This is a genomic window from Acidovorax sp. Leaf191 (genome assembly GCF_001424425.1).
Taxonomy (GTDB): Bacteria; Pseudomonadota; Gammaproteobacteria; order Burkholderiales; family Burkholderiaceae_C; genus Acidovorax.
The window spans coordinates 768415-781072 of sequence record NZ_LMPT01000019.1; the positions used below are offsets into that span (position 1 = coordinate 768415).

Sequence of the window (12658 nt, forward strand, 5' to 3'; positions counted from 1 at the left end):
AGATGAATAAAAAATTGAAATCCCCAAAACCACTGAAGTCCCCCAAGAGAAAAAGTGCATCAAAGGTCGGATCTTTAGTTAATCTTCTGCGGGGGGCTGCTGGAGAAAAAGAGAATGGCAGAGTTTTGCGTTTAGCCATTGAAACTGCAAAGGAAAAGGCTAACAGAAGTTTGTTGGAAGTAATTTCGCGTATGGGCAGGACTAGCCCACTCTTCGATCTCGTAATCCCGGCTGCCAGAACAAAGCTACAAATGACTGCACTGCAAAGTAGACCCGCGCTTAAGCCAGGCTCATTGGAGATCGAACTACGTTGGGCGCTAGATATTGTAAACAATCAGTATACTGCTATTAACGATTTTATTAGAATCAAAAAGCAGTATGAACGCTCCGTGATGCTTGGCGACCACGAGAACGCGGCATCGCAACTTAATGAAATCAGGTCAATGTGTGGGGCCACGCTCTGGGAGATCGAGAGCAACATTGCATATCTCGCTGCATTCCAAGGTTTCGATTCTCAAAAGTCATATATAACAACACTGACCAGTGAAAATAAAAAAACCTTCGCCGCATTTTTTGCCTCGAATATTGGAGAGAGAAACGAGGCTCGGGTTTCCATGGAAGGATATCAACGCCGACTACTTGAAAAAATTGAAAAATGGAACATATCAAAGTCGTTCGGCACATACATCTATTACCGCCTTACCGGCAATATAGTCGACATTGAAAGCATTCCGATCATCCTAGCGCAAGAGGCCGCAAGCTCGCCTTACGACCTTTGGGAGACCATAGTAAAGGTTTCTATTTACATCATTTCGAGTGATAACAAATCAGCGATTAGCACACTGCGGAATGTATTTCGTACAGACGGTCTCAATTTAACAGATAGTAGATTGAATCGAATAAATATTGCACTCGGGAATGCATCACTAGCTCCAGTTTTAAACCCTGCTTACGAAGCCCTCTTAGCGGGGCTTCACAAAGAAAGTTTAGAAAAAGCAAGCAAGCAGATATTAGAAGACCCTTTCGATGTAACAACTTTTCTCGTTATTTGTCGCTTGCTTACGCTAGACGAAATATATGAGACAAATGAAAAATCCATGCTTGGCAAAGCTATAGATGCTTTTAAGAGCCTATCAACATACAGCAACGGATCGGCAGTCGATATTATTGAGCGGCTGACCATGAATTTCGGAAATTTTGGTTACGCAGCCGCCATAAGCGACATTGCCAAGACTACCAGCACTTCGATACTAGGCGATATTAGCATCGGTGCACAGATATTATCTACCGGTTGTGATGCCACCGCCGCAAAGACTTTATTACATTCAAATAATTGCCCAACCAAAGATTACCACAATCATCTTGCAGTTACGTATGAATATGCTACTGAGGCTGGAGCAGCTGAAGGATCTATGCTCTCTCCAATTGCCGAAGCGTATTCAAAATTGGAGCATAGCGCTAACACCCTTGAATATAGTTTAGCTCTTGGCGCACTAAATTATTTGGACAGCTGCTCATACCCCAGCTTGCAGATTGAAGCATGCATTATAAAACCCTGGCTAATGCTCAATGCAGGGTTGCGTGACGACTGTATTGTATCGAGCGTCCAGGCAGTTGTAAAAAGACCTGAGCTGCTGCATGCTCTACCAATTAAAGATGCCGTCTCAGATATGGGATACAGAGAACTGAGTCACCTGGATAAAAGAATTGAACTTCCGATATTATTTTATCTTTATGGAATTGTCGCTGGTGATGGCTCGAAAGATATTTCTCTTAAAGTTGCATTCAAGCAGTTTTTGAAAGTCCACAAAATTATTTTCCCGAGCGAGATAGGAGATGAAAAACATCCAATTGACAAGAGTTTAAAAGTTTTCTTTCTGCGCAATGTTTGCACACAGGAAACAATGGACCTGTGTGGCACGTTCGATTCAGTTCAAAAATTGGACACTGAGCGAATGCATATTTGCAAAACCTTGATCAACTTGGATCCCGTTTCGGCCGAAACATACGAAGAAGAATTGATTGAACTAACTAGAAGACTTTCGATAGAGGAGGCTGTTCAGCAGGTCGAAAGTTCACGGATTTATGCGGATACAAGCGGATTGGCTCGTATTTGTCGCTCAACGTACAAAGACCTTTTTTTGCGCTATTTAGATTATCGTGGTGCAGGGCTCGTGGCAGAGGGAATCGTGCTTGAGCGAGAGGTTGAGGGTGTCCTCCGAACTCGTGATGCAAAGCTCGTGCAAAATTATCTCGATAGCTATGATATTAGTGCGGACACCTTATTAGTGGAATTAGTTGAAGGGCTTGCAAACACCTTCATGACTTCGCCACGCTGCGGAATCGATTCATTCATCGGATCGCGCATACGTCATGGATCATTCGAAGGAGCTTTCAGGGATCCAATAGAAGCGCTGAAACTTATCACCAAAATAGATTCCCGTAGCGGTGAATATGAAAGCAATAATCATTGGCTTGCAAATATTGGCGACGCTGGCGATAGGACTGCGATCGACAGTGCGCTAAAAGGATTCTCTAAAAATATTGATGGCATATTAGATGACGCAGTGAGGCGTCTTCTCTTTGTGTGCGACGCGGAGCATCCTGCAGGCATTGTCTCTCTATGGCCTGATGCCGAATCTAAGCACAAAATGATCAAGTACTGGGTTATTGAGTTGAGAGGGTCATTAAAACCAGATTCAACCATAGAGCAGTTGCTTTATCATTGCTTGGAGCAACATTTCTTCCCCGCCTTGGAGGTCGCAGTAAAACAATCTGCACTGTTTATTGAACATGTTATCTATACCAAAATTGTTCAAGAAGTTGACAGACTTCTTCTGCAGGTATCCAAAAAATGCAGGGGTGTTGAATTAGCGGGAATGATTGCTACCATATCGGTGCTGAGGGAAGATCTTGAAAAGGCAAAAAATAAAGTTGTCAAATGGTTCACCGTCTCCGCGAATGATGGGGCAGAGAGATCATTTACATTGCAAACCGCCATCGAAATCGGATTTAAATCTGTGCAAAATTTACACAGTCGATTCAATGGATCATTGCGTTGGGATATCGATGACCGTGCTAATGTGGTCCTTCACCCTCAAGCATTTCAAATGATCAATGATGTCTCGTACCTCATTTTTGGGAACATTTTCGAGCACTCTGGTTTTTACTCACTGACTTCACGTCGAACGGATGCCCCGCCATCTGATGTCAAGATTGAAGCGATTGGTGACAGTAAAATCCGTGTGCAAATCATAAGCGCAATATCTCCTGGCGAAAATAGAGATACGATTGAAGAGAACTGTCTTGCTGCTCGGCTTAAAATAGATTCCTCGGCTTACATGGAGGTGGTTCAGCAGAAGAAAAAGACGGGGCTAGTCAGACTGGCTTCCCGAATTGAGCATGAAGGCAATGGGCCGGAGAGTTTAAATTTTGGCGTCATTGATGGCAGCTTTTTTGAAGTGAGCTTTGCGTTGCCGGATTACCTTCTTACAGCGAAAGGAGTCACATGAGAGTTTTGTTGGTAGAAGATGATGAACCGAAGCGTCGTCAAATCGTAGATCTCTTTTCTAGCAATGAAAAAATCACCCTTACCTGCGCAGCGTCGCTGAACGAAGCAGTCAAGCACGTGGATGAGCAGAGTTTTGAAAAGATTATTCTCGATATGTCTTTGCCAACGCTGAATTCCGGAAATAGAGCGAATGCGAGTGGTCAACAACAAGATCTAGGCGGGCGGCAATTTTTGACCTACCTTTGGGAGCTATCGATAAATACCGAAGTATTCTTAGTCACGCAACTAAATAGTTTTAAGAGCGAAAATGGCAAGATTATTAGCTTGCAGCAGTTAGATAAGATGCTGCAAAAGGAATTTCCCGGTATTTATAAGGGCCATTCTTACTTTCATCACAGCACCGATGACTGGGCTGAAAAACTAAAAAACTTCATTTCACCATGACAAAAATTTTAATAGTAGATGATAAGCCAGAAAGATATCGGGAATTTATTGAAATAGCATTCCAGAAAGGGATGCAAAAAAACGACTTTGTTTTCATTCGCGATGTAGCAGGCGCAACAGATCTATTGAGGGCCGAACATTACGATGTATTGGTCGTAGATATGTGCCTTCCGCAGAACGCTTGGGATCATCCAACTTCTTCAGGCGGGCCAACTCTTTTTAAAATTATTCGCGAAGATCCAGAAATTAAGTTCCCTCGATACATCATAGGCATTACGGCGGAAACAGAGAAAAATACCGAGATCGACGAAATATTTGAGAAAAATCCCTGGGTGCTTATGCGAACTCAGCTAGGCGTTGCATGGGAAAGTATCTTATATAATTTGGTAGAGCATTCCGTGAAGGCGGCTCTGGTGGAGATTCAGGCGGGCTTTGGTGTAGATGTATGTTTCATCTCAGCATTGAAAGACCCCGAATTCACAGCATTGCAAAGTCAATGCCCAGACCTTAAAGCCCCAGAACCGATAGACGCCTCTGCTACCTGCTACAGAGGTAGCCTCAAGTTAGCTGATGGATCAGATGCCTCCATTGTTGGTGCCTATTGTCTCCGAATGGGTGCTGTAGAGGCGGCCCTCCTCTCTGCTAAATTAATAGCGAAATATCGCCCCAGAATAATTATTATGGTTGGTATTTGTGCAGGTCGTGAGGATAAGGTTGCCTACGGCGACATCATAGTCGGAAGCCCAGTTTGGGACTATACATTGAATTCTAAAATTATTGGCGAACCAGGGAAGGACAAAAAAACTTTGCCTGGCCCTGATTACATTAGCATTGACAGAGGACTACTATCAAAAATCGATATTTTTGCCAATGCTAAAAATTTCTTCGATATGATTCACTCGAATTGGCAGGGTGAAAAACCTCGACATGCCCCATCATTTGTTACTGCACCGTCTGCAACTGGTCCTGCTGTAGTGGCTGACCCTGATGTTTTCAAGCAGATTAAGGAGCTGTCTCATCGGGATGTCAAGGGAATAGAAATGGAGGCTTACGGAGTCTATGCTGCAGCAAGGATGGCGGCCAACCCAAAGCCGCTGTTTTTAAGCATTAAATCTGTATGCGACTATGGCGACTTCCTTAAAGATGATAAATATCAAAAGTACGCAGCTTATACTAGCGCCTCTTCAGCTGTTGAGTTCATCAAAATACATTATCCATCGATAAAAAATGATCGATGATTTTTAGCGAAAAAAAATGTCACGTTATTTACCCTCGCAGGTAAAAGCGTTTTTCATTATAACTGGCCGAGCACTTTGTACCTTTCGCAAAAAAAGCCGCTGAATCTTGCTACAAGCTAATACTCTGGCTTAAGAGGTGGATAAATACTATCAAGTCCATCCTGTGCTATTGCGATCTCTACCACAAGGTAGCCCGCGACTGACGGCATAAGACTGGCTCCATCCCCAATTGAAACACTTGGGTTGGAGCCGGTTCGAGTTGATCAGATCCGCCCAAATTTACCCATTACGTTCGAACTACTAAATACCGGCTTACAACTGTCAGCAGCATTGCGTTTGGGACAGACATCCAATGGTCAGTGCTGGGTCGGCACACATGATCAATTTCAATCGCCCTCGGACTGAACTCCCTCCATAAAGAGGCTGAAACTGACACATATGTGACCTTTTCTAGTTCGGGAATATCTGCTGCCATCTATAAACAACAGTCGCACTGATTGTTGGGCCGGACCAGGAGTTAAAAATGGCTGCGATCCCTACTGATGCTTGACATACATCTTCTCGATCTCACTTTTCCTGGGGTGAGCTTTGGGCCCAAGGAGACACCTTGGAACTTGCGGCACTGGCTCTACCGAGGCGGGGCGAAGGTGCCAACTAGAGAAGTGGCCGCGATGATAGCTACCTTCAAGCTCGGTCGGCCTTTGATTGAGCGCATCCAACTTGTGCGGCTGATTCGTGAATCCCTAATGAACTACCTGGAGGGCGGTGGACGGAGGGAAACGGTCCGGAGCTGCCTGGACACGCTTAAGAAATGGCGTTGAGCCTCGCCACAGTAGAGCAGATCTACCGGCGTTGGTGCGACGCACTCTTGCACAGGGTCCGGGTAGGGCGTGATCTCAGGGAAGCAACCGCCCATAGTTACGGCGCACGAGTTGGCTGGGTGCTTGATCGGGTTTTGGAACGAGACAGCCCCCTCATTAAATCCACCCGACTCAGAAAGCCCAAGACTAGCCCCAGAGCCGTCAGCCCCAATGCTGACAAGCAGAATTTGGAGGTGACTTTCGCGTTTGGCCACTTCCTGCTAGATCTGGCCGATGGCCTCTCAGTTGATGCTATTTGGGGGTCGCTTCCACTGCACATTCCCTTGCGGAACGGGAAGACGCTCAAAGAATGGTCAGGACTCAAGCGATCAGAGCCCTTGCAGCCACCGAACCCCAAGTGGCCTGCAAGAGCGCGACAAGCTACAAAGCTAGCGGCTCAGAAACGCGCTGATTGGGAATCCGAGAGGTCCTACCGCACGCGCTACCCACTCATCAACCTGCGCATCATGGCCGAGATGTTCATTTTGATGGGACAGCCAGGGGTTAACCTTGCCCAAGCACATCAACTGCGCATGGACCAGTGGCGATTCAAGCCCTCCAATCAAGGCTATGAGATCCGCACCTACAAGCACCGTCGTTGGGGCCCGGTTGTCTTTGAAATCTACAGCGGATACCGAGCGGTTTTTGAGCGCTACCTTCACTGGCGCAAAGCCATCTTTCCCAACGACACTGATGGGCTGCTATTCCCTTTGCTAGGCAAAGGTGGCAAGCCAACGGAGCGTCGCTTTGATCAACACCCCGAAGACAAATTGCTTCGCGCAGCGTGCATACGTGCTGGGGTTCCATTTGTCGGTCCGCAAGCGCTGCGCAACACAGGTGTGAACTGGATGCTGCGTCGAACGGGCGACCCTGACCTAACCGCAAATGAGAAACAGCATGCAAAGCAGACGCTCTTGGGCGTGTATGAGAAGCCCAGCCTGCAGCGAGCCATGGTGCAAACGCTTGTGTTTTGGGCTAAGCATGACCCCGCCTTGGCGCCGCCCGGCCCCGGCTCTTGCGCAGGCAAAGCCCCTGACCCGGTGGCAGACGCACCGCTCTCAGCCACCCGGCCGGACTGCATTACGCCTACTGGCTGCCTATATTGCGCCCACCAGCGAGATATCGACAGCTTTGACCATGTGTGGTCTTTGGCAAGCTTCAGGCTTCTAAAGTCTTTTGAGTTACGGGCTTGGGGCCAGGCTGCAGCAAAGAAGGCGGTCACACAACCAGCTGACCTGGCCATCGAGCGAATTACGGCGAAGTTGGACTTCATCCAAGCAAGTAGTTCGGTGCGCGCTCAGTGGGTGAAGGAAGCCCAGCTTTGGCTGGAAGAGGGGCGCTACCACCCAGCTTGGGCTGGGCTCATTGAGAGCCTTTAACCAAGACCGGTTCTACGAAACATTAAACGACAGCATCGACAAACAGAATTCAGGGAGTTGCTACACCATGAAATTTGACCTGCTGGGCTTGCAGATTGACAGCCCATACGTGCATCCGCAAGTCGAAAACTTCCGGCCGCCAAGCTGGCCCCCGCCGCCTGACTGGGCTCCCATCCTCGATGCCGAAGGCAATCCGGTGTGCCGTTATAGCGATTCCATCTGGCCACTGGATGTGTGGGCAGGGAAGCCGCTCAAGCTGAATTTCGGGGACGGCAAGACGAGGAAGGGCAGCACCCAAATTGACCCCGCCAATGCCAATATATTGCGCCAGTGTGTAGCCTGGTTCATGTACGGAACCCGGGGTTGCCGAACAGCTGCATCGCTCGACGACAAACTGACAACCATAAAACCTCTGTTTGCTGTTTGCTCTCGGGAGCGCATCTTGGCTAGCGACCTGATGCGCTTTGATGCGGTGATCGACCAAGTGGCAGCTCAGCTCCCGCCGTCGAGCTTCTACAAAGCCGTTTCGATTCTGCATGACCTTCTGAATGCCAGAGATTATTTGGGTTTTTGTCTGCTGAACCAAGACGGCCTGGCGCGGCTGGCCAAACTGCGGCCCGATCACGAGAAGGAACAAACATCCTACATTCCCCCGCGCATCTGGGTCTATCAACTCAAGCGCCTGCGCGAGTGCCTCTTGGACTACGCTCAGTATCAAGAGCGTGTTGAGGACTGCTTTCGGTTCTGCGTGAGCGCTTACGCCCGCAACGCGGGTTCGCTTAACGCCGCCCTCACGTTGCGTGACGGTGAATATGAAACCCCTTTTCGAAACAAGAAGACCACCCGTTCCGTCACCTATCACGGCCCGTTCAAACTGACGGCCGATCGTTTTGGAATCACTGAACTGCTGGAGCGATGGACAGGGCCTTTTTCGGGTGACGCAGGTGAGAAGCAGATTCGCAAGCTCTCTCAGTATCTGGATCTTGTCTCCAAGGTGGGCCTAGCCTACCTTCTAAATTTCTCGCTCATGCGTGTAAGCGAGGGGTTCAGCTTGCGTTCCGATTGCCTCCTGATCGAGCACGACCAGAAGTTTGGCGACATCCCTATGTTGGTGGGAGAGACGACCAAGACCGACCCTGACGCCCATGCGCGCTGGCCAGTGTCCAAAAGTGCGCAATTGGCCATCGACGCTATGAAGCACATAGCCGCCTTGCGCATGTTCTGCGCCAGGGAGCGAGGCAGCCTTGGCATCACTGAAAAAGACGAGAACAATCCCTATCTTGTTTCTTACCAGTACGAGCCCTGGAGCAACAGCAAGCACAAGCCCTATGGAACGAGGCCAGCGGAATGGAGTTACAAGAATGTGCTTTCATCTTTTCCTCTACTGCTGGACAGTGCGCAGCTCACCATCACGGCAGAGGATTTACGGATTGCACGGCTGATCACACCAACCTTGGATCAGGAGATTTTCAAAATTGGGGCCGTTTGGCCCTTCGCCTGGCATCAGCTTCGCCGCACGGGTGCGGTCAACATGCAGAACTCAGGCCTGGTGGATGACTCATCGCTACAGCTGCAGCTCAAACATCACAGCCGAGCCATGACTCTTTACTACGGCCGCAATCACTCGCGCCTGGCACTCAATGAAGAAACGCGAACGCTCTATCTAAAGACAATGTACCAAGAGCAAGCTCGCGCTTTGAGCGCCGTTTCAGCTCCTCATTTTGTCAGTCCCTTGGGTGAAGCACGCAAGGCAGCCATCGTGAATTTGATAAGCGCGAAGGACGCCACAGCCCTCATCAAGTCCATCAAGCGCGGCGAAGTCAGCGCCCGCAGCATCCGCACAGGGTTTTGCTTCAATGCACGGCCCTGCCCCTATGGCGGCATTGATTCAATCACGCACTGCCTAGGTGGCGAAGATGGCAAAGGCTGCCCCGACCTGCTGCTGGACGTGTCTAGGGCTGGCGACATCACTTGGTACGAGAAGGCCGTCGATGCTCAACTCGCAGTCGTTCATCGGGACTCACCACGCTTCCGCGCGCTCCAGTCCGAGAAGCATTCCATAGAGAAATACTATGCCCATGTCCAAGCCAAAAACTGCTGAAACTAACTTCCGCGAGGCCTTCGAGCGCCTGAAGGCTGGCGTGCCCAAGGTCTTGCCAGCCGGAACCTTGGTAAGCCAAAACAACGTAGCCAAGGAGGCCGGATGCGATCCGTCCGCATTGCGAAAGGCACGCTTCCCGGGTCTTGTCGAAGAGATCCAGGCCTACCTTGCCACCCACGGCCAGGAGCGGCCAACATCAGAGCGACAACGCCTTCTCAAGGCCCGTCAAGTCTCACGCGGCAAGTCCGACACAATCGCAAGCCTGAAGCAGCAACGCGACTATGCAGCCTCACGGCTGGTCGAAGCAGACGAACTGATCAGCACGCTCACCCGTCGTGTGCGGGACTTGGAGGCAAAGCTTGACGACCTCCAACCACGCGCCAGCGTTGTCCGTATCAAACCCGCCGCCAAGCCCAAAGCGAACCAACGATCCATGGACATCAGCGGCCCTCAGTAGGCGACAATCGCGTTCACGCTATGGACATTCAATCAATCACAAAAAAACATTTGTTTTCAAGCCTTTCTGGGTATGTCCATGCCATAGCAGCACGCCGGTCCATTGTTGCAGGCGGCATCGTGTTCTATGCCAACTACCTCAAGTTCTTCGAGCGCGCCCGCACCGAGTGGCTGCGCTCGCTGGGCGTGGGCCAGCAGCTTCTTCGGGAACAAACCGGCGGCATGTTTGTCGTAACCGATGCGCAGTTGCGCTACCACCGCCCCGCACGGCTGGACGATGAACTCATTGTTACCGCCGGCCTACAGGCCGCAGGCCGGGCATCGTTGACAATAGTGCAGCGCGCGCTCCTGAAACCAGAGCAGATGACAGACCCGAGCACCACCTTGCTGACCGAAGGCACCATCCGCATCGGATGGGTGGATGCTGCCACCCTGCGCCCTGCAAGAATACCGAGCACCCTTCTGGAACAACTCACACCATGAACTCCCAAAACATGTCCATCATCTCCCTGGTGCTCCACGCCAGCTGGGTGGTGCAACTCGTCATGCTGCTGCTGCTGGGCGTGTCGGTGGCCAGCTGGGCGGCCATCTTCCGCAAGCTGTTTTCCTTGAAGCGCGTGAAGACGCTCAACGACGACTTCGAGCGCGAGTTCTGGTCGGGCACCAGCCTCAACGACCTGTACGCCAGCGCGGCCCAGAACGCCAAGCAGGCCGGCCCCATGGAACGCATCTTTGCCAGCGGCATGCGCGAATACCAAAAGCTGCGCGAGCGCCGCATCGTGGACCCCGGCACCCTGCTCGACGGCGCACGCCGCGCCATGCGCGCGAGCTTCCAGCGCGAGATGGACGTGGTCGAATCGAGCCTCTCCTTCCTGGCATCGGTCGGTTCCGTGTCGCCGTATGTCGGCCTGTTCGGCACGGTGTGGGGCATCATGCATGCGTTCACCGGCTTTGCCGGCATGGAGCAGGTGACGCTGGCCACGGTGGCACCCGGCATCGCCGAAGCCCTGGTGGCCACCGCCATCGGCCTGTTCGCCGCCATCCCCGCCGTGATCGCCTACAACCGCTTCGCCCGCGACATCGACCGCGTGGCCACGCACCAGGAAACCTTCATCGAAGAGTTCTCCAACATCCTGCAGCGCAACCTGGGCGCCCAGCCAGCGCCCACCACCGGCCACACGGCCTCGGGGCACTGACACCATGCCCGCCATGGCATCCCGCGGCCGAGGCCGCCGCACCATCAACGAGATCAACATGGTGCCCTTCATCGACGTGATGCTGGTGCTGCTCATCATCTTCATGGTGACGGCGCCCATGCTCACGCCCGGTGTGGTCGACGTGCCCAGCGTCGGCAAGGGCAAGAACATGCCCAAGGTGGTGGCCCAGGTGATCGTGAACAAGGACGGATCGCTCCAGTTCAAGACCCCCGAGGCCACGCGCAGCCTGAGCCAGCGCGAGATCGGCGATGCCGCCAGCCGCTGGCAAAAGGCCCAGGGCACCGACAGCGCCAGCGCGGTGGTCATCAGCGCCGACAAGGGCGTGCAGTACGAAAACGTGGTGAAAGCGATGGACGCCCTGCAGAAGGCCGGCGTGCAACGCGTGGGCCTGTCCGTCAAGCAGGGCGGTTGAACCGAACCCGCTCCAGACGCTCTCACCTACGCCCATGCAAGCCCACAACGACCGCGACCAGTTTGCCCCGCCGCGCCCGCCCGCGCGGCTGCGCGCCATCACGCTGGCGGTGCTCGTGCATGCGGCGCTGATTGGCGCCCTCACCTGGGGCGTGAACTGGAAGAACACCGCAGACCAGCCGGCGGTGGAAGCCGAAATCTGGGCTAACGTGCCCGTGCAGGCTGCGCCCCGCGCCGTGGAGCCCCCACCGCCGCCCCCTGCACCGCCCGAAGTCCGCCCGCCAGCCCCGCCGCCACCACCTGCCCCTCCGCCACCGCGGGCGGTAGAGCCGCCCGACACGCGCGAGGCCGACATCGCCATCGAACGCGAGAAGAAACGCCTGGAGCAGGAGAAGAAGGCCCGCGAACAGCAGCAGGAGCGCGACAAGCGCGAACGCGAGCGCAAGGAAGAAGAACGCAAGGACCGCCTGGAGCAGGAGAAGAAGGACCGCCTGCAGAAAGAAAAAGAACGCGAGAAGGAAAAGGAACAGCGCGAGAAGCAGTTGGCCGAGCAGAAGAAGGCCGAGCAGGACAAGCAAAAGAAGCTGGCCGAGGACAAGCGCAAGGCGGACGAAGCGGCCAAGCGAAAGGCCGAGGCGGAAGACAAGCAACTGGCCAAATTGCGCGAAGACAACCTGCGCCGCATACAAGGCATGGCGGGCGCTACCGGCGGTGAAACCGCCACCGGCACCGCTCAGCGCAGCGCAGGCCCGTCGGGCAGCTACGGCGGCAAGGTCGCGGCCAAGGTCAAGCCCAACATCGTGTACCCCGATGCCATATCGGGCAACCCGCGTGCCGAGGTGGAAGTGCGCCTGTCGCCCGACGGCACCATCGTGGGCAAGCGGCTGGTGCAATCGAGCGGCAACAAGGCCTGGGACGACGCGGTGCTGCGCGCCCTGGACAAGACCGAGACGCTGCCGCGCGATGTGGACGGTCGGGTGCCCTCGTCCCTCACGATCGGTTTCCGGCCCCAGGACTGACGCCTGGAACTGAGAGCAAGGG

Annotated in this window: 10 protein-coding genes; all 10 read left to right on the forward strand. The window is 52.7% G+C overall.

Annotated elements, in window-relative coordinates; translation table 11 throughout:
• Positions 1-2 precede the first annotated feature (2 nt).
• The 10 genes from ASG27_RS26855 to tolA all read left to right on the forward strand — a co-directional run bounded on the left by ASG27_RS26855 (position 3) and on the right by tolA (position 12636).
• Entirely contained in the window at positions 3-3512 is a 3510-nt protein-coding gene (locus ASG27_RS26855) for a hypothetical protein (RefSeq protein ID WP_156371531.1), read from the forward strand.
• Positions 3509-3955 carry a response regulator gene (locus tag ASG27_RS26030; RefSeq protein ID WP_082493214.1) on the forward strand — a complete coding sequence of 149 codons (447 nt, stop codon included), beginning with the start codon at positions 3509-3511 and terminating at the stop codon, positions 3953-3955. The genes ASG27_RS26855 and ASG27_RS26030 overlap by 4 nt, the downstream gene beginning before the upstream one ends.
• Positions 3952-5193: a phosphorylase family protein gene (locus tag ASG27_RS26035; protein WP_082493217.1), complete on the forward strand. Its 1242-nt coding sequence runs from the start codon at positions 3952-3954 to the stop codon at positions 5191-5193. The genes ASG27_RS26030 and ASG27_RS26035 overlap by 4 nt, the downstream gene beginning before the upstream one ends.
• A gap of 1327 nt (positions 5194-6520) precedes the next feature.
• The gene (locus ASG27_RS26860) at positions 6521-7432 is read left to right on the forward strand and encodes a hypothetical protein (RefSeq protein ID WP_156371532.1); all 912 of its coding nucleotides are present in this window, start codon (positions 6521-6523) and stop codon (positions 7430-7432) included.
• 67 nt (positions 7433-7499) lie between these two features.
• Positions 7500-9533, forward strand: a complete 2034-nt coding sequence (locus tag ASG27_RS26865) for a hypothetical protein (RefSeq protein WP_156371533.1) — start codon at positions 7500-7502, stop codon at positions 9531-9533.
• Entirely contained in the window at positions 9511-9990 is a 480-nt protein-coding gene (locus ASG27_RS26040) for a hypothetical protein (RefSeq protein ID WP_082493228.1), read from the forward strand. Before ASG27_RS26865 ends, ASG27_RS26040 begins: the two co-directional genes overlap by 23 nt.
• A gap of 20 nt (positions 9991-10010) precedes the next feature.
• A complete protein-coding gene (locus ASG27_RS17545) occupies positions 10011-10472 on the forward strand; it encodes a YbgC/FadM family acyl-CoA thioesterase (RefSeq protein ID WP_235504071.1) in 462 nt (153 codons plus the stop codon).
• Entirely contained in the window at positions 10469-11185 is a 717-nt protein-coding gene (gene tolQ, locus ASG27_RS17550; protein ID WP_056170148.1) for a protein TolQ, read from the forward strand. The genes ASG27_RS17545 and tolQ overlap by 4 nt, the downstream gene beginning before the upstream one ends.
• A 4-nt stretch (positions 11186-11189) precedes the next feature.
• Positions 11190-11618 carry an ExbD/TolR family protein gene (locus ASG27_RS17555; protein ID WP_056418982.1) on the forward strand — a complete coding sequence of 143 codons (429 nt, stop codon included), beginning with the start codon at positions 11190-11192 and terminating at the stop codon, positions 11616-11618.
• A gap of 34 nt (positions 11619-11652) precedes the next feature.
• The gene (gene tolA, locus ASG27_RS17560; RefSeq protein ID WP_056418985.1) at positions 11653-12636 is read left to right on the forward strand and encodes a cell envelope integrity protein TolA; all 984 of its coding nucleotides are present in this window, start codon (positions 11653-11655) and stop codon (positions 12634-12636) included.
• Positions 12637-12658 lie beyond the last annotated feature (22 nt).

Excerpts from the sequence above, each read along its gene's own strand:
- ASG27_RS17555 (WP_056418982.1), top strand. The coding sequence starts at position 11,190 with ATGCCCGCCATGGCATCCCGCGGCCGAGGCCGCCGCACCATCAACGAG.
- ASG27_RS26040 (WP_082493228.1), top strand. The coding sequence starts at position 9,511 with ATGTCCAAGCCAAAAACTGCTGAAACTAACTTCCGCGAGGCCTTCGAG.
- ASG27_RS26035 (WP_082493217.1), top strand. The coding sequence starts at position 3,952 with ATGACAAAAATTTTAATAGTAGATGATAAGCCAGAAAGATATCGGGAA.
- tolQ (WP_056170148.1), top strand. The coding sequence starts at position 10,469 with ATGAACTCCCAAAACATGTCCATCATCTCCCTGGTGCTCCACGCCAGC.
- tolA (WP_056418985.1), top strand. The coding sequence starts at position 11,653 with ATGCAAGCCCACAACGACCGCGACCAGTTTGCCCCGCCGCGCCCGCCC.
- ASG27_RS26030 (WP_082493214.1), top strand. The coding sequence starts at position 3,509 with ATGAGAGTTTTGTTGGTAGAAGATGATGAACCGAAGCGTCGTCAAATC.
- ASG27_RS26860 (WP_156371532.1), top strand. The coding sequence starts at position 6,521 with ATGGCCGAGATGTTCATTTTGATGGGACAGCCAGGGGTTAACCTTGCC.
- ASG27_RS26855 (WP_156371531.1), top strand. The coding sequence starts at position 3 with ATGAATAAAAAATTGAAATCCCCAAAACCACTGAAGTCCCCCAAGAGA.
- ASG27_RS26865 (WP_156371533.1), top strand. The coding sequence starts at position 7,500 with ATGAAATTTGACCTGCTGGGCTTGCAGATTGACAGCCCATACGTGCAT.
- ASG27_RS17545 (WP_235504071.1), top strand. The coding sequence starts at position 10,011 with ATGGACATTCAATCAATCACAAAAAAACATTTGTTTTCAAGCCTTTCT.